Below are 24,412 nucleotides of genomic sequence, written 5' to 3'. Positions count from 1 at the left end.
GTGAATGGCTCCCGCTGTCGGATGTGCGAACGAGGATGCTGAGCGTGCGTGCGCTGAACTGCGGCGATTCCGCGAATCAGAAGCAGGCTGGAACAAGCTCTCGCACGTCGCGCCAGAGGCAGCGACCTGCGCTCCGGACGGACCAGGTCGACATCCGGATCAGCTTCGGCCCGCGGCACCCGTTGCGATTCGACAGCAACAGGAGGAGCGACCCTCCACCAGTCCTGCGGAGAACACGATCAGAGTAGCGAACCAAGGTCGAGTTGCCGGGTGAGCTGGATCACATTTGGTAAGGCCGCAGGGACGCGGTGCGACTTGGAATCGGCCACCCGCGGCAGTCAGGATGGCGGACATGTCTGATGAGCACCGTGCCGCCCGCGCCGCGGACGCCCTGTGGGCCGCCTGGACCTCCGGCGACCGGATCGCCGCGCTCCCCGACGACATCCGGCCCCGCGACGACGCGGAGGGGTTCGCGGCGCAGCTCGCGATCGGCGAGCACGCGGGGCGCACCTACGGCTGGAAGATCGCGGCCACCACGACCGCCGGGCAGGCACACATCGGGGTGAACGGCCCGCTGCCCGGCCCCCTGTTCGAACGGTTCCGCCACGAGCCCGGCGACGTCCTCCCCTCCGCCGACATGCACATGCGGGTGGTCGAGGCGGAATTCGCGTATCTGATGGGCTCCGACGTCGCGCCGGAAGCAGGACCGGACGAGATCCTTTCCGCGGTCGCGGGCCTGCACCTGGCCGTCGAGGTTCCCGATTCCCGCTTCACTCATTTCGAGACCGTCGGCGCTCCGCACTTGCTCGCGGATTGCGCCTGCGCGAGCCGGTTCGTGCTCGGCCCGGAGGTTCCGGATTGGGGCGGGTACGACCTGTCCACGTGGGCGACGGAAGTGTGGATCAACGGCGAGCGGGTCGCGACCGGCAGCGGCGGAAATGTGCTGGGCGATCCCCGCACCGCGCTGGTTTGGATCGCCGAGGACCTGCGCCGCCACGGGCACGGGCTGCGGGCGGGCGAGCTCGTGACGACCGGAACAACCACCGCGCCCGTTCCGGTGGGGCCGGGCGACGAGGTGCGGGCGGCGTTCGGCGACCTCGGCGAGGTCGCGTTCCGTTTCGCCGGCTAGTGCACCGGCGGATCATCGCCGCGCGCGGCCCACCCGGGTGTCTCCGGTCACCGTGTCCCGTTCCGACCGGCCCACTCGTCACAAGGGTGAACCCGTCGCTGCACCGGACCGGAGGCCCTTGTGTTCGGCACCTACCTCGCAGTCACCCTGCTCGCGTCGGCCCTGAACGGCGCCGCGGCGTACGCCAACCTCAGCGGCCACGAGTACGCCAGGAACCAGGCGGACGAGATGCGGGTACCGCACTCGTGGCACCTGCCGCTCGGCCTGCTCCTCGGTGCCGGTTCGCTGGGGTTGCTCGCCGGGCTGGTGGTCCCGGTCCTGGGCGTGCTGGCCGCCGCGGGGCTCGTGCTGTACTTCGTCGGCGCGTTCGGCGCCCACATCCGCGCGCGCGACTACCACTTCGGCCCGTGGGCGGTGTTCTTCGGTGTCGCGGTCGCAGCCCTCGCCCTCACCCTGGTCCATCACCGGCCGTGGTGACCGCCGTCGAGGAGCTCCCGGAGTACGGCCAGCCCGTCGTGGAGCTCGGTGAACGAGGTGGACAGGGGCGCGGGCCCGATGCGGATGGCGTCGGGCTCGCGGTAATCGGGGAGCACACCGCGGGCCCACAGCGCGTCGACGACCCCCCGGAACCCGCGGCGGCGGATGGTCACGTGCCCGCCGCGGAGCTCCGGGTCGCGCGGGGAGATCACCTCGACGCCGTGCGGGGTGAGCCATTCGTCCACGAGCTCCAGGGCGAACCCGGTGAGGGCCAGCGACTTGGCTCGGACGGCGGCGATACCGGCCTCCTCGAGCAGGTCGAGGGAGGCCAGCAGCGGCACGGCGGCGAGGACGGGCGGGGTGCCGGAGACGACGTGCCGGACGCCGGGGGCGGGGACGTAGCCGGGGCCCATGCCGAACGGGTCGTCGCGCCCCATCCAGCCCTGGATGGGCTGGTGCAGGCGGTCCTGCAGGTCGCGGCGCACGTAGCCGAAGGCGGGCGCCCCGGGCCCGCCGCCCAAGAACTTGTAGGTGCATCCCACGGCGAGGTCGGCCCCCCAGGCGTCGAGGGCGAGGGGCACGGATCCGACCGAGTGGCACAGGTCGAGCAGGACGTGGGCGCCGGCGGCGTGGGCCGCCACCGTGATCGCCGGGGCGTCGGCGAGCCAGCCGGACCGGTAGGCCACGTGGGACAGCAGCACCAGCGCGGTGTCGGGCCCGGCGGCCTCGGCCACCTGGGCAGCCGTGACGCCCTCGGCGATACCGGCCTGCAGCCAGCGGACGCTGCCACCACGTTCGGCGGCGATGCCCTCGACGACGTACCGGTCGGTGGGGAAGTCGTCGGCGAAGGCGACGATCACCCGGCGGGCCGGGTCCGCGGCAGCGGCGGCGTCGACGGCGGCGCGGGCGAGCTTGTAGAGGAGCACGGTGGTGGAGTCGGCGAGCACCGTCTGTCCGGGCGCCGCGCCGAGGGCGAGGGCCGCGATGCGGTCGCCGATCCGTTCCGGCCAGTACGTCCACGGCCCGTCGGGGCCCTCCTCGGTCCAACCGCGGATCAGCCGCTGCCCCCAGGCGCGGTGCACGAACTCGCCGAGCCGGTCGGCCGCGGCGGCGACGGGCCGACCCAGGGAGTTGCCGTCGAGGTAGGCGACGACGCCGGGCGCGGGCAGGAACCGGTCGCGCAGCCCCGCGAGCGGGTCGGTGGCGTCGAGCGCGGCCGCCCGCTCGGCCCAGGTGCGGGTGGTGGTCACGAGTGGATCTCCGTCCGGACGGCGAACAGCTCGGGGAAGAACGTCAGGTCCAGTGCCGCGCGCAGGAACGCCACCCCGCTGGAGCCGCCCGTCCCCCGCACCGTCCCGATCACGCGTTCGACGGTCTTGAGGTGGCGGAACCGCCACAGCTGGAAGTTCTCCTCCAGGTCGACGAGCTCCTCGCAGGCCTCGTAGGCCTCCCAGTACTCGCGGGAGTGCTCGTAGATGCGGCGGAACACGGGCACCAGCTCGGCGGTGAACCGGTAGGGCTCCGCGACGTCGCGGGTCAGCAGCTGCTCGGGGACGGCGTGCCCGTGCCGGTGCAGGTGGCGCAGGAACTCGTCGTAGACGGTCGGCTCCTCCAGCAACGTCTGCAGCAGCTCGCGGGCGGCCGGATCGTGCGCGAACAGCTCGAGCATCCCCGGGTTCTTGTTGCCGAGGATGAACTCGACGGCCCGGTACTGGTAGGACTGGAAGCCCGACGAGGTGCCGAGGAACCGGCGGAACTCCGCGTACTCCGACGGCGTGAGCGTGGCCAGCACGGACCACTGGTCGGTGAGCTGGCGTTGGATGTGCTTGACGCGGGCGAGGCCCTTGAGCGCGGGGCGCAGCTCGTCGGCGCGCAGCCGGTCGCGCACGGCGCGCAGCTCGTGCAGCGCCAGCTTCAGCCACAGCTCCGAGGTCTGGTGCTGCACGATGAACAGCAGCTCGTCGTGGTGCACCGGCCGGCTCACGGGCTTCTGGGCGGAGAGCAGCTGGTCCAGCTGCAGGTAGGCGCCGTAGGAGAGGTTCACCTTCTCGCCGGTGCCTGCGAACTCGCGCACCACGCCTTCCTCGATCGGACGGACCGCGATGCGAGAGCGCTCGTCGGGTGCCTGACCGCTCATCGGTGTCACCTCCTCTCGGTTCGAGAGTCCATCCTCACGCGGCGGCCGGGCGAGGTGAATGCCGTTCTGACGGCGATCCGGCCATCTGAGCACATCTTCGACGGCGATCTCGCCGGACCGCTTTACGCATGTGAGGATCCGCCGGTGGACTCGATGGACTGGAACCTGCTCCGCGAACTCCAGGACGACGCCCGCCTGTCGTTCAGCGAGCTCTCCCGGCGGGTGCACCTCTCACCGCCCGCCGTGGCGGAGCGGGTGCGCCGCATGGAGGAGGCAGGCGTGATCACGGGCTACCACGCCACCGTCGACGGCGCGCGCGTCGGCTGGCCGGTGACGGCGTTCATCCAGATGTCCTGCTACGGCCCGCGCTGCGTGCTGCGCGACGACGCCGTGCTGGACTGGCCGGAGGTCCAGGAGATCCACCGGGTCACCGGCGACACCTGCAGCATCCTCAGGGTCGCCGCGCCATCGATGGCCGCCTTCGAGCACCTGATCGACCAGCTCGCCTCGTACGGGCGCCCCTCGAGCACGCTGGTGCTGTCCACGCCGCTGCCCCGCAGCACCATCGGCCCGGCCTGATCCCCGGTGGTCCATCATCGTGGGGTGGAGTCGACGCGACTGGACCGCTGGCTGTGGGCGGTGCGGCTCACCAAGACCCGGCCGGACGCCGCGGCCGCCTGCCGGGGCGGGCACGTCCGCGTGAACGACCGGCCGGCGAAACCGGCCACCCCGGTGCACCCCGGCGACGAGGTCAGGGCACGCGTGCAGGACCGCACCCGGGTGGTCGAGGTCGTGCGCGTGATCCAGAAGCGGGTCGGCGCGGCCGACGCGGCCACGTGCTACATCGACCGCACCCCCGCCCCGCCGCCGGAGGCGAGCATCCCCGTGGCCCGCCGCGACCGGGGCGCGGGCCGCCCCACGAAACGCGAGCGCCGCGTGCTCGACGCGTTCCGCTCCGGGCGGTTGTGAGCGTCAGACCGCGGCGTCCACACGCACGACGGGCTGCCGGGTGCGTTCGCGCAGACCCAGCGCCGTGACCGACACGACCACGATGAACAGCCCGAACCACTGGCTCGGTTCCAGGTGCGTGCCGAGCAGGCCGACGCCGATCAGGGCAGCCGTCACCGGGAACGCCAGCTCGGCGAGCGTGGCGCGCGCGGCCGCGGTGGACTTCAGGCCGATGTAGTAGAGGGTCAGGCCGAGCAGACCCGGCACCAGCGCGAGCAGCACCAGCGGGCCGAGCTGCGCGCCCGTGATCGCCACCGGGGCGCCCTGCGCGAGCAGCACGACGACACTGGCCGGCAGGCCGATGGCGAACCGCAGCACGGTGACGTCGCGGCTCGCGATGCGCACGCTGACCATCCGGCCGAGCACCGTGCCGACCGCCCACAGTGCGGCCGCCGCCACGGCCAGCAGCGCCGCCGCGACCGCCTGCGGCGCGGCCGAGAGCGGGTCGGGGAAGGCCATCAGCCAGGCCCCGGCGAGCGCCGGCGCCGCGAACAGCCAGTAGCCGCGGCGCATCCGTTCCCCCAGCAGCACCGCGGCCGCGACCACGGCGATCACCGGCTGGAGCTTCTGCAGCACGAGCGGGGTGACCGGGTCGCCGTAGCGGAACGCCTGCGTGAACAGCGCCGTCGCCACGGCGGACGCGCCGGCACCGATCAGCACCAGCGCCAGGCGCTCGCGCCCGCTCGCCGCCCGGAACGCCCGCACGGCCGAGGGCAGGAAGGGCACCAGGACCACGACGATCAGCAGGTGTTCCCAGAACACCACGGTGGCCGCCGGCAGCTGGCCGGCGAGAGGTTGGCGCAACAGGCCGTCGGTGCCCCACATGGCAGCGGCGACGGCGATCAACCACGTGCGGTCGGGTGCGGTCCCACGTCGATCCACACCACCCACCAACGCGGCGCGTCGCGGATCCATACCCGAACTCGCGAACGTAGGCCGGCACACGGGTTCGCGGCCCCCGGGCCGGGTAAACCTGGCGTACCGACGACCTGGCCATCGCGCCGAAGCTGGAGAGATGTATGGCGGCGCTCGTCCGCGGACCCGAACCCTTGCGGCTGCACCTGTCCGCACCTTCCCTGCCCCGACGGTTGCGGGAGGTGCGTGAGCAGGTGGCTGCGTGGGCGGCCCGGCTGGGCTTGTCGAACGACAGGGTCGACGACATCGTGCTCGCCACGCACGAGGCCCTCGTGAACGTGGCCGACCACGCCTACCCGGACGGTGGCGGCGACGCCGAGCTGGACGCCGACTGCGAGCAGGGCGAGGTACGGGTGGTCGTGCGCGACCACGGCTGCTGGCAGCCGCCTGCGGCCGACCCCGGGTGGCGCGGACGCGGCCTCGTGCTCATCGGAGGACTGGCCGAGCACATCGAGGTGTGCAGCGCGGCCGCGGGCACGAGCGTCGCGATGCACTGGAGCCTGCCGCAGACGTGAAAAACACAACGGGCGGGAGCCGAGGAGGCTCCCGCCCGTTGCGGGTGTTCTCAGGTGGTGCGGTGTGTCAGCCGGTCACCGGGAGAGCGGCCTTCACCACGGACGGGGCCGGGGCAGTGCCCGCGCTCTTGACCGCGGAGTCGTCGTCGCCGTTGCCGCCGTCGTCGTCGCCGTCGTCGTCACCGTCGTTGTTGCTCTTGCCGTCGTCGTCGTTCGACGAACCGTCGTTGTCGCCGTCGTCGTCCTTGCTGTCGCCGTCACCGGAGGCGGAGCCGCCCTCCTGGCAGGTGGCGTTGCCGATGGTGATCTTCTGGAGGTCACCGCCGGTGCCGAGCGCACCCAGCTCACCGACGAGCCCGCCGACGGTGTCGGTGTTGACGGGCAGGTCCTTGCCCAGCAGCTTGCCGAGGACCGGCAGCGAGGCCTTCTCCGACTCGGTCAGCTTCTCGTCCGGGTCAGCGACCTCCGGGGCGGGGAGCACGGTCAGCTCGAGGCCCGTGACCGACAGCGAGCCGTCGGTGTTGCGCTTCTGGTCGTTCAGCGACAGCTTCACCAGCGGCGACAGGTCGAGGTCCTTGCCGGGCACCGCGGTCTCCGGCAGCTTCTGCCCGAGCACCGTGCCGTTGATGATCTGCAGGCCACCCTCGCCGTTGTCGCACCAGGTGCGGATCACGTCGGCGCGGAGGATGTCGAAGAGGTTGACCTCCTTGACCACGGTCTCGGCGCGGTGGGACTCCGCCTCCGAGGTCAGCAGCCCGAGGGAGAGGTCGTCCTCGTACTTGCCGGCGACGTCGCCGATCGACAGGAGCTCGTCGTGGACCAGCGCGCCGTCCGTCGACTCCACCTGGGAGATCGGGTTGATGTCCAGGAGGCCGGACGCGGAGAGCGCGAAGGCGCTGTCGCCCGTCGAGTCGTCGTCCTGCGCGAACGCGGGGGTCGCGCCGAGCAGCAGGGTCGTCACCGCGGTGACGGCCCCGACCGCTGCCGCACCGGCGAGCTTCTTCGTCTTCACAGTGGGTCTAACCCCTCATTCCTGATCGATGATCACGAGCGTGCCGAGCGGGACGTCGTCCAGCTGGCTCAGCGCGTCCTGCGGAACTCGGATGCAGCCGTCGCTGATGGCCTGGCCGAACACGCTGGAGTCCGGCCAGGTGTGGATTGCGACGGTGCCGGGACCGCCGCCGTACGTGTCGTGCGTGGGGCTGTGCGTGCCCAGCGGGAGGATCACCGGCGAGTAGTGCTGGTTCTCGTCGGCGAACGCCCCGAGCAGGAACGTGCGCCCCGTCGGCGTGGGCGTGTCGTCCTTGCCGATCCCCACCGACCACTCGTCCACGACGTTGCCCTCGCGCACGAGCTCGAGCTTCTTGGAACCCAGGTGCACCCTGATGACGTAGGGCGTGATGGCCCGCTCCACGTCGTCGGCGCGCATCCAGCCGGTGGAGCCGGCCGGCTTGGACGGCAGGAGGACCTGCACCCAGCCGGGCTGCTCGGCGATCACGGGGAGCCAGGTGTCGCCGAACTGGGTGGTCTCCATGCGGGCGATCGGGCGCCCGTCGGGTGCATCCCGAACCGGGGTCTCCCGGATCGGGTGCACGACAAGACCGTTGGTGGTACCCGTCGGATCGGGGTCCGCCGGCGCTCCGGCCAGCTCCGTGTACGTGCTGCTGACCTGGAGGTCGCCCGGCGGGACCTCACCCTCGGCCACCGAGGACGGATCGGTGCCCGACCCGCCGCCGAAGAAGGTGAAGCCCAGCGCGACGGCGATCGCCACGACGACCCCGGCGATCGCCCCGAACACGATCCCCCGCCGGGACGGGCCGGGGCCCGTGCCCCGGGAGGGCGCCGCCTCGGGCGGCGCGATGTGCTGTGACATGTCACCCAAACAGAGCTGATCGGACAGGGACGGTCCGGAACGGACGACAACAGTCGGCCGATCACGGTCCGCGTAATTGATCAAACGAGGCTGTCCCGTCCGGGTTACTCCGAGTTGTCCGGGTGACTTCTGTTGCGCAGATCACAACGGAGGGTGAGTGCGATTTCCCACGGTTGCGCCGCCCGGGCACGATCGGGCTTGCGCGCACGCCGGATCATGAACGACGGTGGATCGATGGCGCCGACGACGTTCGCAGTGGTGGGAAGTGGCAAGCGGAGCCGATTCTTTCTCCGCATGGCCGAGGCGGCGCCCGACCGGCTGCGGGCCGTCGGCATCGTCAGCCGCAACCCGGAGCGGGCCCCGCAGGGCGTGCTCGCCGTGCGCACGCTGGACGAGCTGCTCGCGCACGAGCGTCCCGACTTCGTCGCGGCGGCGGTGCCGTGGCCGCAGATGCCCGACACGGCGCGCGCGGTGGTGGCGGCCGGCCTGCCGGTGCTCGTCGAGACCCCACCCGCCCCCGACCTCGACGGCCTGCGCTCCCTCTGGGCCGACGTGGGCGCGAGCGGCCTCGTGCAGGTGGCCGAGCAGTACCTGCTGATGCCGGGGCACGCCGCCCGGCTCGCCGCCGTGCGCGGCGGGATCATCGGCGACCCGACCGCGGTGCACGTCTGCTCCACACACCTCTACCACGCGGTGTCGCTGGTGCGCGGCCTGCTGGGCCTGGACATGGACGACGTCACCGTCTCCGCCCGCGCCTTCTCCGCGCCGCTCACCGACCCGCTCGGCTTCGACGGGTGGCGGCCGGATCCGGCACCGCAGCCGCGCACGAGGACGATCGCCACCCTCGACTTCGGTGACGGCCGCCACGGCCTCTACGACTTCACCGAGAACCAGTGGTGGAACCCGCTGCTCGCCCGCCGGATCTCGGTGCGCGGCACCACCGGCGAGCTGGTGGACGACCGCATCGTCCGGCTGGTCGAGCCGCAGGCACCCGTCGAATCGCAGTTCGTGTACCGACGCCTGGGGATCGACCTCAACCTCGAGGGCAACGAGCTGGACCACGTCTCCCTCGACGGCCGCGTGCTGTACCGCAACCCGTTCCGCGGCACGCGCCTCTCGGAGGACGACATCGGCGTCGCCGCCATCCTCGAGGCCACCGGCGCCTGGGCCCGCGACGAGGCCCCGGCGCCCTACCCCCTCGCCCAGGGCTGCCAGGACCACGCCATCTCCCTCGCGATCGGGGAGAGCGCCCGCACCGGGCAGGACGTGCGCGTCGCGAAGGAGGTCTGGGTCTGATGCGGGTACGGGCAGCGGTGCTGCGGGCGCCCGGCGACCCGCTGCGGGTGGAGGACGTCGAGCTGGAGGCCCCGCACGCGGGCGAGGTGCTGGTGCGGGTCGAGGCCGCAGGCGTCTGCCACACGGAGCTGCACTACATGGAAGGCGCCATGCCCTGCCCGCTGCCGATCGTGCTCGGCCACGAGGGCAGCGGTGTGGTCGAGGAGGTCGGCTCAGGGGTCGACGCCGTCGCGGTGGGCGACCGGGTCGCGTTCACCTGGCGCCCCCGCTGCGGCCACTGCGAGTACTGCGTCACCGGGCGCCCGGTGATGTGCGTGTACGGGCGCGTGCAGGCGCGCAGCGGCGGCCTGATGGACGCCACCTCCCGGCTGCGGCTCGAGGGCGGCCCGCTGCACCACTTCCTCGGCGTCTCCTGCTTCGCCGAGCACGCGGTGGTGTCGCAGCGCGCCATCGTGAAGGTCCCCGACGGCGTGCCACCCGCCATCGCGGCCGTCACCGGGTGCGCCGTGATCACCGGGGTCGGCGCGGTCGTCAACGTGGCCGGGCAGGTCGCGGGCAAGCCGCTCGTCGTCGTCGGCGCGGGCGGGGTCGGGCTCTCCGCGCTGATGGGCGCCGTGCTCGTCGGCGCCACCCCCCTCGTGGTCGACGTCGCCCCCGACAAGCTCGAGCTCGCCCGGCGGCTCGGCGCCGCCGACACCCTCGACGCCTCCGGCATGGCCCCCGGCGATGTGGTCGCCGCCGTCCAGGAGCTCACCGGCGGCGGAGCAGAGGTCGCCATCGACGCGGTGGGCCTCCCCCAGACCCTGCGCCAGGCCTTCGCGGTGCTCCGCCCGGGCGGCACCGCCATCGCCGTCGGGCTGGGATCAGTCGACGCCACCGCCGCGGTGCCTATCAACGAGCTCGTCCAGCAGCAGAAGCGGCTCGTCGGCAGCCTGTACGGCTCGGCCAACCCGCCGGTCGACCTGCCCCGCTACCTCGCCCTCTACCTCGCGGGGAAGCTGCCGCTCGACACGCTGCTCGGCGAGCGGTACCCGCTCGACGCCGTCGACGACGCGTACGAGGCCCTGCGCAAGGGCGCAGGCGGCCGCGCGGTAGTACTGCCGTCATGACCAGCGATTCCCGCTACGCCACCTACCCGAGCCTCCGCGACGCCGTCGTCCTCGTCAGCGGCGGAGCGAGCGGCCTCGGCGCGGAGTTCGTGCGGCAGTTCGCCGCCCAGGGCGCGCGCGTCGGGTTCGTCGACGTGGCCGTCGAGGCAGGTGAGGCGCTCGTCGAGGCCGTGGCGGGGGACGGGCACCCGCGCCCGCTCTTCCGCCGGTGCGACGTACGCGACCTCGACGCCTACCGCGGCGTGATCGCCGAGATCGCCGCCGAGCTCGGCGACATCCGGGTGCTCGTGAACAACGCAGGCCACGACGAGCGGCACAGCGTCGCCACCGTCGAGCCGAAGTACTGGGACGAGCTCATGCGCGTGAACCTCGACCACCAGTTCTTCGCCGCGCAGGCCGTGGCCCCGGCGATGCGCGCCGCCCGCCACGGCTCGATCATCAACATGGGCTCGATCAGCGCCCACGTCGACCTGCTCGACCTTCCCGCCTACATGACCGCGAAGGCGGGCATCGAAGGGCTCACCCGGTCGCTCTCGCGCGAGTTCGGCCCCGACGGCGTGCGCGTCAACTGCGTGCTCCCCGGCTGGATCATGACGCCCCGGCAGCTGGAGAACTGGGTGACCCCGGAGGCCGACGCCCACCGCTCCGCCGCCCAGGCCCTCCCCCAGCGGCTCGAACCCGCCGACGTCGCCCGCCTGGTGCTGTGGCTCGCGGCCGACGACAGCCGCTCCTGCACCGGCCAGCACTGGGTGGTGGACGGCGGCTGGATGCACTCCTGAGAGCCCACGCGCTCGCTGATCAAGGGGAAATGGTCGTTGTTCGATCTTGTGGAGCGACCGTTTCCCCTTGATCGATGGCGAGGTCGGGCAGTTGTCCACCTCGGCACCTGGTTGTCCACAGTCCGGCGATGACCGGGGACCGAGCCGGGCCGAGGCCTCAGGCTCGGGGCATGCGCCGGCCACTCCGCGACATCGCCGTGTCACAGCACGGTGCCTTCAGCGCCGCCCAGGCGCTGACCTGCTACAGCCGCGGCGAGATGCGGGCGTTGATCCGTTCCGGGCGGTGGCGCGGGGTGTTCACCGGGAGCTACCGCCTCAGCGAGGCCGAACCCGGTCCGCGGCTCCGGCTCGCGGCAGCCGCGCTCGGGACGGGCGGGAGGTGCCGGCCTGCCTGCACACGGCGGCCGAGCTGCACGGCTTCGGGGTGCTCGACGACGCGACCACCCACGTGGCCGTCCGACCGGACGAGGCGTGCATCCGCCGCGCCGACCTCTGGCCCCACCAGCTCGCCCTCGCGGAGGACGACCTCGCGCGGCTGCGGTGCGGCACGCTCGCCACGAACCCCGACCGGACCGCTGTCGACCTGGCGCGCACCCTGCCGCGCATCGACGTCCTCCCCGTTCTCGACGCGGCTCTCGGCGCAGGGGTCTGCACCACCGAGTCGCCGGCCGCCGAGCTGGAACGGCACGCGAGGCTGCGCGGTGTGCGGCAGGCGCGGGAGCTGGTGCCGCCGGCGAACGGCGCTCCGGAGTCGCCGCAGGAGTCCCGGCTGCGGCTGCGTTGCCACGACGCCGGCCTCCCGCCACCCACCGTGCAGTTCCCGGTCTTCGATGCACGCGGCCGCGCGCGCCGGTTCGTGGACCTGGCCTGGGAGGAGGTCGAGGTCGGCCTCGAGTACGACGGCGAGGAGGGGCACACCGGGCAGCGGGCCCTGCGCTCCGACCGCCGGCGCCACAACTACCTCCAGGACGAGGGCTGGGCGATGTTCTACGCCACCGACCTCGACGTGTACCGCGACTTTGCGGACCTGATGCGCAAGGTCGGAGCAGCGATCCGCCGACGTGCCGCTACGGGGCGGCCAGGGCGTCACCGGCGGACCTCCTCGTCCCGCGGGCTGAGGGCGGAGGCAGGCACCAGCACGGCCACGTGCTCGGCCACCACGGCGCCGTAGGCGTCGCAGACGGCGAAGTTGACGCGGCCGAACCAGCGGCCGTCCACCGCGCGGGCCCAGCGCTTGAGCAGCCCGGGCACCCGCGCGGTGGCGACGAGGAGGCCTCCGGGCACCGGGTCGGCGATGGGATCGGGCGAATCGGGGGGACCGTAGAACCGGTCGAGGTGGACCCACACGGGCCGGTCCAGCGGTGGAGGCGGCGTGCTCACGCTCGACGACCACGGCTTGTACACGGCTTCCTCCCAGTGACCGGATCGGCGGCCGGGGGAAGCGACCACGTACCCGTCCAGGATCGCATGCCGCCCCGGCGCCGGGACACGAGGTCCGCCGTCCGGAGGAGCAGTCGCGGGCGCCGGCAACCCCGCCGTGGTCGCGCGAACGGGATCACGCGCGCCGACCCCGATCACCCCGCGTTCTCCGCGGCGTCGGGCGATCCACCCGATCGGGGAGCAGGTGCTGGTAGCGGGGGTGGCCGCACCCACGTGGGGTAACCCATCCGTGCGAGACCAGGGGTGAGATCGACTTCCGGTGCATAGCATCGAGCTCATGCGGATGTCGATCGGCATGGCCTGCGCCGTGGCGCTGCTGCTCGCCGGCTGCTCCGCGCACCATGAAGCGCCCGGGCCGCGGATCACCGCCACGCCGGACGGGGTGAGCATAGCGATCCCCGTCGACGTGGTGGTGGAGGGACTCGCCGCCGGTGATGCCGTGCGTGTCTGGGCGCGCACCTACGACCGGCGGGGACAGGCGTGGGAGTCGTCCGGCGAGTTCGTCACCGACGGCGTGGGCCAGGTGGACCTGTCCACGGCGGCGTCGACGGGCGGCACCTACACGGGCGTCGACCCGCACGGGCTGTTCTGGTCGATGCGGCTGGCCGACGACCAGCCGGTGCCCTACCCGATGATGGACGCCGACGACGTCGTGGTGCGGCTCGGCGTCGACACCGGCGGTGTCACGGTCGCCAGCACCACGCTGCGCCGGGTGGTCCGCGACCCCGCGGGCCAGGTGTTGCCCGTCGCCGAGGCCGGTCTGGTGGGTGACCTGTACCTGCCCCCGGGTTCCGGGGTGTGGCCCGGGGTGCTGCTGCTCGGCGGCGGCGAGGGCGGCCGCCCCGACCCGGCGTACGCCTCGCTGCTCGCGGCGCAGGGGTACGTCGTGTTCGGCCTCGCCTACTTCGGCCTGCCGGGCCTCCCCGACTCGCTGGCCCGCATCCCCGTCGAGTACGGGCTCTCCGCCGCGCGGTGGCTCGCGGACCGACCGGAGGTGTCGGGCGACCGGGTCGGCGTCGTGGGCACGGCGAAGGGTGCCGAGTACGGGCTGCTGCTCGCCTCGTCGGAGCCGTCGCGGTTCGCCGCCGTGGTGGCCCACGCGCCGTCGGACGTCGTGTGGCCCGCCCCCGGTTCCACCGCGGGCACGCCGGTGTCGTCGTGGACCAGGGCCGACGACGACGTGCCGTTCCTGCGCTGGGTGTCCTCCCGCGGCGCGTCGTCCGCCGCGGCCGGGCAGGCCGTGCAGTCGGCGGAGTCGTACGAGCAGGCCGTCGAGGCGGCGTCACGCTGGCGGCTGGCCGCCGCCCGCGTCCACGTCGAGCAGATCACCGGCCCGGTGTTGTTCACCTCGGGCCAGGCCGACGGGGTGTGGCCATCCGCACCGCAGGCGCAGCGCGCGCTCTCCTCGATCGAGGCGGGAGGCAACCCGTACGGCGCCCGCCTGCTCGAGTTCCCGGGGGCCGGTCACCTCGTCGGCGGGGTGCCGGACCTGCCGACCACCCGCACCGCCATCCCGTACGGCCCCGCTGTGGTCGAGGCGGGCGGCGACCCGGCGGCCACCGCGGCGGCCGTGCGGGAGACCTTCGCAGCCACCGTCGAACTGCTGCGCACGGCGATGCCACGCGGGCGCGTGCAGTAGCGGTGACCGGCCGCGTCACCGCGGCGACGTGAGACCCTTCAGCCGCTCGACCGCGGCGTGCAGCGTCTCCGGGCGCTTGGGGAAGGCGAAGCGCACCATGCTGCGGCCGTCGGCGGCGTGCTCCGGCTGCCAGAACGACGCCGCGGGCACGCACGACACCCCGATCTCCGTGATGAGCCTGCGGGCGAACGCGACGCCGTCGCCGTCCGGATCCAGCGGGGCCGAGTCGCACAGCACGTAGTACGACCCGTCCGGGCGCCGAAGCGCGAACCCGATGTACTCCAGCGCCTCGCAGAGCAGGTCGCGCCGCTGCAGGTAGCGGGCGGCGAGGTCGGCGTAGTAGGCGTCGGGCAGCCCCATCGCCGCCACCCCCGCGGCCTGCATCGGCGCGGGCGCCGCGATCGTGAGGAAGTCGTGCACCTTGCGGATCGCGGACGTGAGGTCGGGCGGCGCCACCGTCCACCCGACCCGCCACCCCGTCACGGCGTACGTCTTCGACAGCGCGTTGACGGTGATCGTGCGGTCCTCGAGCCCCGGCACGCGCGCGGGCGGCAGGTACCCGCCCGCGCCGAGGTAGTGGATGTGCTCGTAGATCGAGTCGACGACGAGCACGGCGTCCCATTGCTGGCACAGCTCGGCCAGCAGCGCGAGCTCCTGTGCGTCGTACACCTTGCCGGTGGGGTTGTTGGGGTGGCAGAGGAACACGGCCTTCGTGCGCGGTCCGAACGCCGCGCGCAGCTCCGCCTCGTCGAACGTCCAGTCCAGGGCGTGCATCCGCACGGTGCGGGGCACGGCGCCGGCGAGGATCGCGTCCGGTTGGTAGTTCTCGTACCACGGCTCGAAGAGCACGACCTCGTCGCCGGGGTCGAGGAGTGCGAACGACACGGCCACCAGCGCCTCGGTGGCCCCGCAGGTGACGCACAGCTCGGTCTCCGGGTCGATCGTCCAGCCCGGGTAGGTCCGCGCGGTCTTCTCCGCGATCGCCGCGCGCAGCGGCGGGGTGCCGAACGTCATGGGGGTACTGGTTGTCGTCGGCGGTGATCGCCGCGCACGCCGCGTCCTTGAGCTCCTGCGGGCAGGGGAAGTCGGGGTAGCCCTGGCCGAGGTTGATGGCGCCGTGCTGGGCGGCCAGCCGGAACGTCTCCCGGATCACCGACTCGGTGAACTGGGCCGCCTTCGCACTGGTGCGGGTCATCCCATCCCTCCCCCGTGGGCGTCCGCCCACACGGGAACCGTAGGCCGTCGGGGCGCCCGCAGGGACCCGCCGGCGCCCCCGACGGACCGGCGGGTCCCTTCTCCGGCCGCGTCCGGGTCCCCCAGCCCCGGTGCGACGCCCATCAACCTGCCGGTCCCCGCTGTAGCCGCGCTCTCCGCGAGCTGTGGGGATCCTGTGCGCCGGGCGGAAATCGATCGCGCGGCGGATCGACGGCCGGTCACGATGGCGCCGTGGACCGTGACGAGATCGACGCCGACCTCGCCGCCCGTCTGGTGGCCGCCCGGTTCCCGGAGTGGGCCCGGCTGCCGGTCGTGCCGGTGGAGCACCAGGGGTGGGACAACCGCACGTTCCGGCTCGGCGACACGATGAGCGTCCGGCTCCCGAGCGCCGCGGCGTACGTCGCGAGCGTCGAGAAGGAGCACACCTGGCTGCCGCGCCTGGCCCCGCACCTGCCGCTCCCGATCCCGGTGCCGCTGGCCGCGGGTGAGCCGACCGACGAGTACCCGTGGCCGTGGTCGGTGCGGCGCTGGATCGACGGCCGGGTCGCCTCCCGGGACCGGATCCGGGACCTCGTCGCGTTCGCCCGGGACATCGCTGGCTTCCTCGATGCGCTCCAGCGCGTCGACCCGACCGGCGGCCCCGAGGCGGGCGACCACTGCTTCCACCGGGGCGGTGACCTGCGCGTCTACGACGCCGAGGCCCACGAGGCGATCGCCGCGCTCGGGTCGCGCGTCGACGGCGCCCTGGCCACGGAGGTGTGGAAAACCGCGCTCGAGGCCACCTGGACCGGGTCACCGGTGTGGTTCCACGGCGACGTCGCCGTGCGCAACCTCCTCGTGGACGACCGCGGCGACCTCGGCGCCGTCATCGACTTCGGCACCTGCGGCGTCGGGGATCCGGCGTGCGACCTCGTGATCGCCTGGACCCTGTTCGAGGGCGAGAGCCGCGCGGAGTTCCGCCGCCTCGTGCCCGCCGACGACGCGATGTGGGCCCGGGCCCGCGGCTGGGCGCTCTGGAAGAGCCTGATCACGATCGACGACCCGTACGCGGGGTCGTGGGTGGCCGAGGAGTCCGCCCGCGTCGCGGCGGCGGTGATGGCCGAAGCCGCGATGGTGGCCGGCCACCAGGTTCGGTCCCGATGAGCGGATCCACGGCACGCGAGGCGTTCGAGGAGCTGGCCGCGGAGCACCTGGCCCGGCCGGGATCGGGGCGGCGGTCGATGTTCGGCCGCGACTGCCTGATGGCGAACGGGCACAACGTCGCGTTCTTCCACGACGGGCGGCTGGCGCTGCGGCTGCCCCCGGACTCCGCGGCGGCGCTCCTCTCCTCCGGGGAAGCCACCACACCCCTCATGGGGAAGCGGCGCATGCACAACTGGGTCGCGGTGCCGCTGTCGGTCGGGGTGGAGCGTTGGCGGGCGCTGCTCGCCGAGGCGGTGGCTGCGGCTCCGGGTCGGGAGCCCTGATCAGGCGCCACAATTCGCTGGCAGGCCGCCACGACCCGCTGCTAACGTCCGCGCAGCCGTGCCGGAGATCGAGGAGGTGGTACCCGTGAACGCTGCAGCGACGTGGGTGCTCCCCTCAGGGGTCACGGTCGGGCGATAGGTCGTCCGGGAGCGCCGATCCCGAGCACTCCCGAAAGGCACGACCATGCGCTTCACCGCTGAACGACGCCTCGACGGCGGCGTCCTCGAACGCGAGTTCACCCTGGACGGCGTCCCCGGCATCCTGTGGACGCCCTCTTCGGCCGCCGGACCGGTCCCGCTCGTCCTGGCCGGCCACCCCGGCGGATTGAGCAGGATGTATCCCCGGCTGGCGGACCGGGCCCGGCATTCCGTGGCCGCGGGGTTCGCCGTGGCCACCCTCGAGCTCCCCGGCAGCGGGGACCGGCCTCGTTCCGCCGCAGCCGAGCAGGCCCGCGCCGACCTGCGCCGAGCCGTGGAGGCCGGCGAACCGGTCGCCGACGAGGTCGTCGACCGCCTCGTCCTCCCCCTGGTCGACCAGGCGGTGCCGGAATGGCGAGCCGCCCTGGACACCCTCCTCACGCTCCCCGGGATCACGGGCCCGGTCGGGTACTCGGGAGGGGTGATCTCCATCGGCGTCCGGCTGGCGGCCGTGGAGCCCCGCATCGCGGCCGCCCTCCTGTTCGCCGGGAGCTTCGTGCCCCGCGCCGTGGTCGAGGAGGCCCGGAAGGTCACCATCCCGCTGCACGTCTTGTTGCAGTGGGACGACGAGCACAACGACCGGCAGCAGGCCCTCGACCTGTTCGACGCCTTCGCCAGCGAGGAGAAGGCGCTGCACGCCAACATGGGCGGACACACGGGCGTCCCGCCGTGGGCGGGGGAGGCCGCCAACCACTTCTTCGTCCGGCACCTGCTGACGTGAGGTCGTAATCCGGCGGTGCGGCGGCGGGCGCTGGGCTGAGCGCGGTCGCCCCGCGCCACTGGTCGGCTGCGCTACACGCAGGGCGTCTCGTTCTCCCAGTCCGGCGCGCTGTCGGGCGCGACGTCGAAGTGGCCGATCAGTCCCTCGAACTGGTTGCGCGGTTCCCGGTGGTAGGTGCCCTGGCCGGTGATCCGCATGCGGTACGTGCGGGACGGGTTCACCTGGAACGTCTCCTCGGCTTGATCCGACGTGCGGCTCGTGCCGTTCTCGTAGGCCAGGTGCCGCCGGTGCGCTACCCCGCTCGTGCAGTCGATCAGCGAGTAGTTGAACAACCCGACGTCGAGCGGGCCCGGCGAGGTCCAGCGGAACCGCATGATGGCGGTGCCGCCGGTGTGCTGCATGCACCCGATGCCGACGAGCTCACCTTCCAGCGGGATGGTGCTGCTGTTCCGCTTGTCCTGGACCTGGCCGCCTTCTTCTCTCGACTTCGCGGGCTGCCTCCCGATCCCCGGGGACAGCCACCCCCGCGTACGAGTCGTCCGCTCTGGTCGCGAAGAACCCGTCGGGGCAGCTGCTGACGCCACCCGGGTCCGGCCGGGCCGCGGCGTCCGGTGCGGCTCCGATGGCCAACGCCCCACACGTCGCCGTCGCCACGAGCACCGTGGCCAGCCGTCGCGTGATCCCCCGGATTCGATCGATCGTGCTCATGGGTCATACCCCCGATGACCTCGTTGTCAGATCCGTATTCACCTGACACGGCGCACCGGGCCACCGGTTCACCCCGTCGACGGGGACGCGGGCCCGAGGAGGTCCCACCGGTTGCCCGCGACGTCGCGGAACACGACGACCCGGCCGTAGGGCTCGGTCCGGGGTTCGGCGAGGAATTCGACGCCGGCGGCGCGCATGCGCGCGTAACTCGCGTCGAAGTCGTCGACGCGGAGGAAGAAGCCGACCCGACCGGCGTGCTGGTCGCCGATCGCGGCGCGCTGACGTTCGCCGTCGGCGCGGGCGAGGAGGATGCCGGTCTCCGCGCCCGGCGGACGGACGACCACCCAGCGCTTCGGCCGGCCGTCGTTGGTGCGGGCCGGGGAGTCCTCTGCCAGCTCGAACCCCAGCGCTCCGGTGAAGAAGGCGATCGCCTCGTCGTAGTCCTCGACGATGATCGCGGTGAGCTGCAGGAACGCCATGCCCATACGATGGCAGCACCGGCGTTCACCGATTCCGGCAGCTACGGCGCGGGCCACCGCGCGATCCGCCGGGGCGTGATGCGCTCGGCGCACGGCCAGACCTGGATCCGCCAGACGTCCCCGGGTGTCGTCGAGCCCGGCCACCCGTTGTTGACGAATCCGCGCCCGACGATGCGAGCCCGGTAGGCCCCCGGCGGGACGTCGAGCTGGACGTAGGTGTCGGGCGGCGAGTGGTAGACCAGCCCGAGGTCGCCCACCGTGAGGGAGGCTTCGAACCCTTCCTCCCAGGCGTCGAGGTCGTCGGGCGGCGGGCTGCTCCACTGCTCGACGGTCAGGCCCAGCTCGAAGTTGTTCTGGTGCGGCGACAGCACGACCAGGACCACGGTGCCCTGGGCGATGCCATCAGCGTGGTTCGCGGCGTCGATCAGCCCGACGAGGTCGTCGTCCATGTCGCCGGTGACCAGTTCGAACTGGCCGTGGTCCTGGCACACCGTCAGCGCGTCTGAGCGGAGGAGCGACACGCGACGATCATGGCGGATCGCGTGCTCCGGTAGGGGACCTTGCCGGACGCTCAGAGGTTCGACCCGCCCCCGGAAGCGGACGACATGTCCCGGATCTGGCGCCGCAGATCCTCCAGATCCCAGAGCCGACGGCCGCCCGGAGTCACCACCGCTGGGCGGATGACGCCCTGCTCCGCCCAGCGGTTCAGGGACCGGTGCGACAGGCGGAGTTCACGGGCCACCTGGCCCGTGGTCATCAGCTTGTCGTCCGGCACGCCCTCGACGCTAGGTCGGCTCGACCTGCCTGCCGGGCCGGTGTGGCCAGTTTGGCCAGAACGACCAGCAATGCCAGACTGGCCAGATGGACGAGGAAGCACTCGAGCGGGAAGCTCGCCGGCGAGGCCGAGTCGTGCACGTGGAGAGCCAGCGCGGAGGGGCCGGCTACTACCGCTGGTGGGTCGCACTCGGAGGAGACGCGCTCCATTCGGACTCGCCGACACGGAGGAGGGCTGGGCGTACGTGAAGGCCTACGTGAACGCCCAGGCAGGCGCCATTCGGCGGGTCCGGAGGACACGCCGTGGCGGCCTCTAGCTCGATCGACGCCAGTTGGACGACAGGGAGTCCCTGGCCAGGTCACTCACCCGGAGTGTCCGCAACCGGAGCCGAGGACCGGGCGGCCGCCTGGTCGCCGAAGGCCCGCAGGAACGTGTCCACCGCCGCCCTCGCGACCGCCCACAGCTCGTCGTCGGGAACGGGCCGGGTGCCGAGCCGCGAGCGGGCCTCGATCGGACCGGTGAGCAGCGCGATGAACTGTTCGGCAGCCTGGGTCGGGTCGAGCCTGCGCAGCCGCCCCGCCAGTGCGAGCCGGGCGAGCCGGTCGGCCAGGGCCTCGGTGACGCGATCCGCGGCGTGCCCGCGGACGATGTCGATCAGGTCGGGGAACCGGGTGACCTCGGCGCTGAGGAGCCGCCGGAGAGCCACCGAGCGGTCCTCGCAGTGGCACACGAGCATGTGGTGCCCGACGCGCTCGAGCGTCGCGCGGAGGTCGTTCCCGTCCCTGAGCTCGGCGACCACGGCCAGGTGCTTGGCGAGCGCGCGATCCGCATCGGCGGCGATCGCCTCGCGGAACAGCGTCTCCTTGTCCCCGAAGTGGTTGTAGACGGTCGGCTTGGCGACCCCCGCTTCGGCCGCGATGACGTCGACGCCCGCCAGCGCGTATCCCTCGCGGGCGAACACCTCGCCGGCGGCCGCGAGGATCGCCTGCCGCTTGTCGATCCGGCCCCGGGCGCTCACTGCTGCATCCTATGGTCAGTTGCTCGATACTCGGCCGAACACTAGTTTGAACTCATGAGTTCAAGACGGATTGTGGTCACGGGCGGCACCGATGGCATGGGGCGGGCAGTCGCCCTCGCCTGCCTCCGGCGCGGGGACGAGGTGGCGATCGTCGGGCGCAACGCCGACAAGGGCACTGATTTCCTCGACCTCGCCGCACAGGAGGGCGCGGCCGGGCGCGCCCACTTCGTGCACGCCGATCTCGGCCTCGTCGCCGGCACCAGGGCGGCCGTCGCGGAGATCCGATCCCTCTTCCCCACCGTCGACGCCCTCGTGTTCTGCGCGCGGCACTACCGCTCGACCAGGGCGGTCACCGCGGAGGGCGTCGAGAGCAACCTCGCGCTGTTCTACCTGAGCCGCCACGTCATGAGCTACGAGATGACCGACCTGCTCGACGCGGCCGAGGCGCCGATCATCGTCAATGTCGCAGGGCCGGGGGCCACCTCGGAGAGGATCCGCTGGCACGACCTCGAGTTCGAGCACGGCTACCACGGCACGGCGGCGATGATGCACGGTGGCGTGCTCAACGACCTGCTCGGCGTCGGGTACGCCCACGACGGGCCGTCGCGCAAGGTCCGCTACGCCCTGCTCAACCCGGGCACCGTCAGCACCAGCTTCTCCGGCGAGTACGACAGCGGTACCGCGGCTCAGATCGAGGCCATCCGCGCGGCAGCCAGGCCGGTCGAGGAGGGGATCCAGCCGATACTCGCGCTGCTGGACCGCCCTCCGGCCGAGCCGATCAGCGCCTGGGTGCGCCACGAGCGGATCCCGCTGACCGGTCCGACCTTCGACGTCGCCGCCGCCCGCCGGCTGCGCGTCGAGACCGAGCGCGTGCTGGCCACGCTGCCTCGGCGGGACCGGCAGAGTTACGTCACGTCAGGGATCTCGGCCGAACGGCTGCACGAGGTGCTCGACTCCCCGATCTTCGCCACGGTGGCCACCATCCAGCCCGACGGCACGCCGCAGCAGTCCGTGGTCTGGGTGGAGCGGGACGGCGACGACGTGCTGTTCATGGTGGGGATCGGCAGCCGCAAGGAGCGGAACCTGCGTCGCGACCCCAGGGTGAGCGTGCTGGTCTGCCCACCCGAGGCGCCCTACGGTTATGCGGCGATCAGAGGCACGGCGACGTTCGAGCCCGCGCTCACCCAGCGGCTCCGCGACGAGCTGACGCTGAAGTACGTCGGCCGGACGTACGCCGAGCACGTGGAGCAGACGCCCGAGGCCGACTCCGGGGCGGAAGTGGTCGCCGTCCGGGTGCGGCCCGGGAGGATCGCCGGGCGGCTCTGATCGGACCGGGTGCCCCCGTGAGGAGATCGCCGGTCCGCACGTCCCGGGACAATGCAGTCGCTTCAGGTGCCCGGAGCCGGGATGGCACCGAGCTGGATCATGAGGCCGAGCAGGTCGCTGCTCGTCCAACGCTCCACCACCCGGCCGTCGCGGAAGCGCATCGCCGTCTGGCCGTTGAGGATGACTGCGCGGCCCGTCGGTGGGACGCCCATGAACTCCCCGTGGTGCTCACCGCTCAGATGGAACCGCACCGCCAGTTGGTCGCCCTCGGCGATCGTGTCGTCGATGGTGAGCCGGCTGCCTGGGAAGGCCGCCCACACGCCTTCGTAAAAGGCGCGGTTCGCTGCCTGGTCGAACGACACCGATCCGAGGCCGTGGTGCCGGACCGACGGGTCGTACAACTCCAGGTACGTCTCCCCGTCTCCCTTGTTCCAAGCTGCGACGGCGGCGCTGAGCACCGCTCGGTTCTGCTCTGCAGTCACCGGTGGCCTCCTTCGTCCGACAACGCTCGGACGACGCCCCCCAGCCGCTACTCCACGGGCCAGACGTCCGACCTCGGACAGGCTCGCCGCGGTCAGGTCGTCGTGGTGCCGCGCTGGCCCGGCAAACCCGCCGATGCATCGGGTCGGTCATCGGCGGATGCCCCGCGGGGCTTCTCCCCCATGACCCCGCCCCGGTGGTGAATCTCCGAAGCGGTGCCGGGTCCGGGCGGAGCCCGGCCGGCGGAGGAGCCCCTGGCGGCGCCGAACCCCACCCCGGACCGGCTTCTCACGCAGATCGGCGCGATCCTCGGCGGCAAGGGGACCTTCAGCGGCGGCGATCCCAATGAGGGCACCGACCGGGAAGGCGCGTTCGGAGGCCGGTATCACGGGCCCCTGTTCGTGCTGACCCACGAGCCACCGGCCGTACCCGTCGACCGCATCACGTTCGTGGGCGACCTGCGGACCGCCGTGACCGAGGCCAGCGCCGCCGCGGGCGATCGCTACGTCAACGTCCTGGGTGCCAACGTCGCCCGCCAGTGCATCGAGGCCGGCCTGCTGGACGAGGTGCTCGTGTTCATCGCGCCGGTGCTGCTCGGGGACGGAACACGCCTCTTCGACTGCCGGGCGGTTCGCAGGTGTCGCTGGAACCCCTCGCCGGGGAGTCCGCGCACTGGTACCGGGTCGTGCGCAGAGGCTGAGCTCATTGCTGCCCCGATGCACTCGGACATCATGTGCTGCCCGGTTCGCTCCGGACCGAGCGCATGGCGGTCGGATACATGGGTTGCCTGATCGCGGCAGCGGCGTACAAGGGTAACCGCACGACGGGCGGAGCCCCAATTCCAGGCAGTTGGCCAGCCAGCAATCGTTCAGCCGACGCTGGGGCCCGGCGGAGCGTCCGAGGGCGCGAAGTCCCTCGGCTGCGGATCCTTGAGTTCGACGAAGATCGAGTGCGTGTCGGTGTCACCGACATTTTCCCCGGAGTGTTCCTGTGCGCCGACCCACCGAACTTGCCCTGGTTGGAGTTCTACCTCCACATGCCGCCCAGCGGAAGCGATCCTCCTCCGGAAGGCGCTGAGCGTGTACATCAGACTGTCGGGATGGCGGTGCGGTTGGGTCTTGTCGCCCGGACGATCCCGGTACTCCAGGACACGAACGCGGTCGTTTTCGAAGATCACTTTGTAGAGCTCGGGGTTCGTGATCGTCGGATCGTCGCTCATGGCTGCTGATTCCCTCACTCAAGGTCTGATGGTCTGGGGTCGGCACGGCCGCGGACACCGTTACCCACAGCCCGCACCCGGCATCAGCTCAGCAACAGGCCTGCAACCAGGTGATCTCCTCGCAGCGCGGGTCCTTCCCTGCCGGGCCGGGTCGTGCCAGTCAGGGTTGCCGGAGGCACCGCGGAGCGGCTTGGCCTTGGCCGGTGCGGGCCGGTGCGGCTGCCCTTGTGGGCGCCGAGAGGAGAATCACCGCCGTTCCCTGATCTCCGAAGCGGTGCCGGGTCCGGGCGGAGCCCAGAGGTCCGGCCTACCGCTCGTTGGCGAGGGCTGCTTCGTATCCCGCGATCACGAGTTGGGCGCGGTCGCGCGCTTCGAGCTTGATCAGAAGACGGCCGATGTGGGTCTTGAGGCGCACGCCGCAGCAGTCTTTGGTCTGGGTGGAGCGGGACGGCGACGACGTGCTGTTCATGGTGGGGACCGGCAGCCGGCA

Annotated in this window: 28 protein-coding genes and 2 pseudogenes; 15 read left to right on the top strand and 15 right to left on the bottom strand. The window is 72.5% G+C overall.

Annotated elements, in window-relative coordinates; genetic code table 11:
- The first annotated feature begins 352 nt into the window (after positions 1 to 352).
- Both ACFPL3_RS09860 and ACFPL3_RS09855 read left to right on the top strand, forming a co-directional pair.
- Positions 353 to 1,129, top strand: a complete 777-nt coding sequence (locus ACFPL3_RS09860; RefSeq protein WP_343942692.1) for a 2-keto-4-pentenoate hydratase — start codon at positions 353 to 355, stop codon at positions 1,127 to 1,129.
- A gap of 120 nt (positions 1,130 to 1,249) precedes the next feature.
- The gene (locus ACFPL3_RS09855; RefSeq protein ID WP_343942693.1) at positions 1,250 to 1,606 is read left to right on the top strand and encodes a DoxX family protein; all 357 of its coding nucleotides are present in this window, start codon (positions 1,250 to 1,252) and stop codon (positions 1,604 to 1,606) included.
- On the opposite strand, the gene ACFPL3_RS09850 is transcribed toward ACFPL3_RS09855, so the two are convergent.
- Together ACFPL3_RS09850 and ACFPL3_RS09845 are read right to left on the bottom strand one after the other, a co-directional pair.
- On the bottom strand, positions 1,591 to 2,856 hold the full coding sequence (locus ACFPL3_RS09850) for a kynureninase (protein WP_343942694.1): 1,266 nt from the start codon (positions 2,854 to 2,856) through the stop codon (positions 1,591 to 1,593). The genes ACFPL3_RS09855 and ACFPL3_RS09850 overlap by 16 nt on opposite strands.
- On the bottom strand, positions 2,853 to 3,743 hold the full coding sequence (locus ACFPL3_RS09845) for a tryptophan 2,3-dioxygenase (protein ID WP_343942695.1): 891 nt from the start codon (positions 3,741 to 3,743) through the stop codon (positions 2,853 to 2,855). Before ACFPL3_RS09845 ends, ACFPL3_RS09850 begins: the two co-directional genes overlap by 4 nt.
- Before the next feature lie 153 nt (positions 3,744 to 3,896).
- On the opposite strand from ACFPL3_RS09845, the gene ACFPL3_RS09840 reads away from it, so the two are divergent.
- Positions 3,897 to 4,322, top strand: coding sequence for an Lrp/AsnC family transcriptional regulator (locus ACFPL3_RS09840; protein ID WP_343942729.1), 426 nt, complete (start codon positions 3,897 to 3,899; stop codon positions 4,320 to 4,322).
- 24 nt (positions 4,323 to 4,346) lie between these two features.
- Positions 4,347 to 4,712 (top strand): RNA-binding S4 domain-containing protein, encoded by a 366-nt coding sequence (locus ACFPL3_RS09835; protein ID WP_343942696.1) that lies wholly within the window; start codon positions 4,347 to 4,349, stop codon positions 4,710 to 4,712.
- Between the two features lie 3 nt (positions 4,713 to 4,715).
- Here ACFPL3_RS09835 and ACFPL3_RS09830 read toward each other — a convergent pair whose 3' ends face one another.
- Positions 4,716 to 5,666 carry a DMT family transporter gene (locus ACFPL3_RS09830; RefSeq protein WP_379588767.1) on the bottom strand — a complete coding sequence of 317 codons (951 nt, stop codon included), beginning with the start codon at positions 5,664 to 5,666 and terminating at the stop codon, positions 4,716 to 4,718.
- A 104-nt stretch (positions 5,667 to 5,770) separates the two neighbouring features.
- On the opposite strand from ACFPL3_RS09830, the gene ACFPL3_RS09825 reads away from it, so the two are divergent.
- Positions 5,771 to 6,181, top strand: coding sequence for an ATP-binding protein (locus ACFPL3_RS09825; RefSeq protein WP_343942698.1), 411 nt, complete (start codon positions 5,771 to 5,773; stop codon positions 6,179 to 6,181).
- A gap of 67 nt (positions 6,182 to 6,248) precedes the next feature.
- Here the strand turns inward: ACFPL3_RS09825 and ACFPL3_RS09820 are convergent, their stop codons facing one another.
- Positions 6,249 to 7,193, bottom strand: coding sequence for a hypothetical protein (locus ACFPL3_RS09820; RefSeq protein ID WP_343942699.1), 945 nt, complete (start codon positions 7,191 to 7,193; stop codon positions 6,249 to 6,251).
- 15 nt (positions 7,194 to 7,208) lie between these two features.
- Positions 7,209 to 8,054: a L,D-transpeptidase family protein gene (locus ACFPL3_RS09815; RefSeq protein ID WP_379588765.1), complete on the bottom strand. Its 846-nt coding sequence runs from the start codon at positions 8,052 to 8,054 to the stop codon at positions 7,209 to 7,211.
- Between the two features lie 216 nt (positions 8,055 to 8,270).
- On the opposite strand from ACFPL3_RS09815, the gene ACFPL3_RS09810 reads away from it, so the two are divergent.
- From ACFPL3_RS09810 to ACFPL3_RS09795, 4 genes are all read left to right on the top strand, one after another.
- The gene (locus ACFPL3_RS09810; RefSeq protein WP_379588787.1) at positions 8,271 to 9,350 is read left to right on the top strand and encodes a Gfo/Idh/MocA family protein; all 1,080 of its coding nucleotides are present in this window, start codon (positions 8,271 to 8,273) and stop codon (positions 9,348 to 9,350) included.
- Entirely contained in the window at positions 9,350 to 10,459 is a 1,110-nt protein-coding gene (locus tag ACFPL3_RS09805; protein WP_343942702.1) for an alcohol dehydrogenase catalytic domain-containing protein, read from the top strand. Before ACFPL3_RS09810 ends, ACFPL3_RS09805 begins: the two co-directional genes overlap by 1 nt.
- Positions 10,456 to 11,238 carry an SDR family NAD(P)-dependent oxidoreductase gene (locus ACFPL3_RS09800; RefSeq protein ID WP_343942703.1) on the top strand — a complete coding sequence of 261 codons (783 nt, stop codon included), beginning with the start codon at positions 10,456 to 10,458 and terminating at the stop codon, positions 11,236 to 11,238. Before ACFPL3_RS09805 ends, ACFPL3_RS09800 begins: the two co-directional genes overlap by 4 nt.
- Positions 11,239 to 11,617: 379 nt before the next feature.
- Positions 11,618 to 12,409 carry a hypothetical protein gene (locus ACFPL3_RS09795; protein ID WP_343942704.1) on the top strand — a complete coding sequence of 264 codons (792 nt, stop codon included), beginning with the start codon at positions 11,618 to 11,620 and terminating at the stop codon, positions 12,407 to 12,409.
- Here the strand turns inward: ACFPL3_RS09795 and ACFPL3_RS09790 are convergent.
- Positions 12,325 to 12,618 carry a hypothetical protein gene (locus tag ACFPL3_RS09790; RefSeq protein WP_379588762.1) on the bottom strand — a complete coding sequence of 98 codons (294 nt, stop codon included), beginning with the start codon at positions 12,616 to 12,618 and terminating at the stop codon, positions 12,325 to 12,327. The two genes, ACFPL3_RS09795 and ACFPL3_RS09790, sit on opposite strands and share 85 nt — an antisense overlap.
- Before the next feature lie 337 nt (positions 12,619 to 12,955).
- Here ACFPL3_RS09790 and ACFPL3_RS09785 point away from each other — a divergent pair, with 337 nt between their 5' ends.
- A complete protein-coding gene (locus ACFPL3_RS09785) occupies positions 12,956 to 14,317 on the top strand; it encodes an acyl-CoA thioesterase/bile acid-CoA:amino acid N-acyltransferase family protein (RefSeq protein ID WP_343942706.1) in 1,362 nt (453 codons plus the stop codon).
- A 15-nt stretch (positions 14,318 to 14,332) separates the two neighbouring features.
- On the opposite strand, the pseudogene ACFPL3_RS09780 reads toward ACFPL3_RS09785, so the two are convergent.
- Positions 14,333 to 15,352: pseudogene (locus tag ACFPL3_RS09780) on the bottom strand (pyridoxal phosphate-dependent aminotransferase); the annotation flags it as partial.
- 411 nt (positions 15,353 to 15,763) lie between these two features.
- Here ACFPL3_RS09780 and ACFPL3_RS09775 point away from each other — a divergent pair.
- From ACFPL3_RS09775 to ACFPL3_RS09765, 3 genes are all read left to right on the top strand, one after another.
- The gene (locus ACFPL3_RS09775) at positions 15,764 to 16,675 is read left to right on the top strand and encodes an aminoglycoside phosphotransferase family protein (RefSeq protein ID WP_343942707.1); all 912 of its coding nucleotides are present in this window, start codon (positions 15,764 to 15,766) and stop codon (positions 16,673 to 16,675) included.
- Positions 16,672 to 16,998 carry a TfoX/Sxy family protein gene (locus ACFPL3_RS09770; RefSeq protein WP_343942708.1) on the top strand — a complete coding sequence of 109 codons (327 nt, stop codon included), beginning with the start codon at positions 16,672 to 16,674 and terminating at the stop codon, positions 16,996 to 16,998. Before ACFPL3_RS09775 ends, ACFPL3_RS09770 begins: the two co-directional genes overlap by 4 nt.
- A gap of 184 nt (positions 16,999 to 17,182) precedes the next feature.
- A complete protein-coding gene (locus ACFPL3_RS09765; RefSeq protein WP_343942709.1) occupies positions 17,183 to 17,917 on the top strand; it encodes a dienelactone hydrolase family protein in 735 nt (244 codons plus the stop codon).
- A 71-nt stretch (positions 17,918 to 17,988) separates the two neighbouring features.
- Here the strand turns inward: ACFPL3_RS09765 and ACFPL3_RS09760 are convergent, their stop codons facing one another.
- The 5 genes from ACFPL3_RS09760 to ACFPL3_RS09740 form a co-directional block, all read right to left on the bottom strand.
- The gene (locus ACFPL3_RS09760) at positions 17,989 to 18,318 is read right to left on the bottom strand and encodes a hypothetical protein (protein ID WP_343942710.1); all 330 of its coding nucleotides are present in this window, start codon (positions 18,316 to 18,318) and stop codon (positions 17,989 to 17,991) included.
- Between the two features lie 375 nt (positions 18,319 to 18,693).
- Complete coding sequence (locus ACFPL3_RS09755) at positions 18,694 to 19,104, bottom strand: VOC family protein (protein WP_343942711.1); 411 nt, start codon at positions 19,102 to 19,104, stop codon at positions 18,694 to 18,696.
- Between the two features lie 41 nt (positions 19,105 to 19,145).
- On the bottom strand, positions 19,146 to 19,625 hold the full coding sequence (locus tag ACFPL3_RS09750; protein WP_343942712.1) for a hypothetical protein: 480 nt from the start codon (positions 19,623 to 19,625) through the stop codon (positions 19,146 to 19,148).
- Between the two features lie 50 nt (positions 19,626 to 19,675).
- Positions 19,676 to 19,879: a MerR family transcriptional regulator gene (locus ACFPL3_RS09745; RefSeq protein WP_343942713.1), complete on the bottom strand. Its 204-nt coding sequence runs from the start codon at positions 19,877 to 19,879 to the stop codon at positions 19,676 to 19,678.
- Positions 19,880 to 20,237: 358 nt separating this feature from the next.
- On the bottom strand, positions 20,238 to 20,897 hold the full coding sequence (locus tag ACFPL3_RS09740) for a TetR/AcrR family transcriptional regulator (protein ID WP_343942714.1): 660 nt from the start codon (positions 20,895 to 20,897) through the stop codon (positions 20,238 to 20,240).
- Positions 20,898 to 20,951: 54 nt separating this feature from the next.
- Here ACFPL3_RS09740 and ACFPL3_RS09735 point away from each other — a divergent pair, with 54 nt between their 5' ends.
- Complete coding sequence (locus ACFPL3_RS09735) at positions 20,952 to 22,223, top strand: TIGR03618 family F420-dependent PPOX class oxidoreductase (RefSeq protein ID WP_343942715.1); 1,272 nt, start codon at positions 20,952 to 20,954, stop codon at positions 22,221 to 22,223.
- 62 nt (positions 22,224 to 22,285) lie between these two features.
- On the opposite strand, the gene ACFPL3_RS09730 is transcribed toward ACFPL3_RS09735, so the two are convergent.
- Positions 22,286 to 22,681: an ester cyclase gene (locus ACFPL3_RS09730; RefSeq protein WP_343942716.1), complete on the bottom strand. Its 396-nt coding sequence runs from the start codon at positions 22,679 to 22,681 to the stop codon at positions 22,286 to 22,288.
- Between the two features lie 237 nt (positions 22,682 to 22,918).
- Here ACFPL3_RS09730 and ACFPL3_RS09725 point away from each other — a divergent pair, with 237 nt between their 5' ends.
- Positions 22,919 to 23,494, top strand: a complete 576-nt coding sequence (locus ACFPL3_RS09725) for a dihydrofolate reductase family protein (RefSeq protein WP_343942717.1) — start codon at positions 22,919 to 22,921, stop codon at positions 23,492 to 23,494.
- Between the two features lie 77 nt (positions 23,495 to 23,571).
- Here ACFPL3_RS09725 and ACFPL3_RS09720 read toward each other — a convergent pair whose 3' ends face one another.
- Together ACFPL3_RS09720 and ACFPL3_RS09715 are read right to left on the bottom strand one after the other, a co-directional pair.
- The gene (locus ACFPL3_RS09720) at positions 23,572 to 23,922 is read right to left on the bottom strand and encodes a cupin domain-containing protein (RefSeq protein ID WP_343942718.1); all 351 of its coding nucleotides are present in this window, start codon (positions 23,920 to 23,922) and stop codon (positions 23,572 to 23,574) included.
- A gap of 307 nt (positions 23,923 to 24,229) precedes the next feature.
- Positions 24,230 to 24,331 (bottom strand): annotated as a pseudogene (locus ACFPL3_RS09715) (DNA-binding response regulator); the annotation flags it as partial.
- Positions 24,332 to 24,412: the final 81 nt, after the last annotated feature.

The organism is Pseudonocardia zijingensis (genome assembly GCF_042657305.1).
In the GTDB taxonomy this organism is placed as follows: domain Bacteria; phylum Actinomycetota; class Actinomycetes; order Mycobacteriales; family Pseudonocardiaceae; genus Pseudonocardia; species Pseudonocardia zijingensis.
This window is presented reverse-complemented; position numbering and strand designations above follow the sequence as displayed.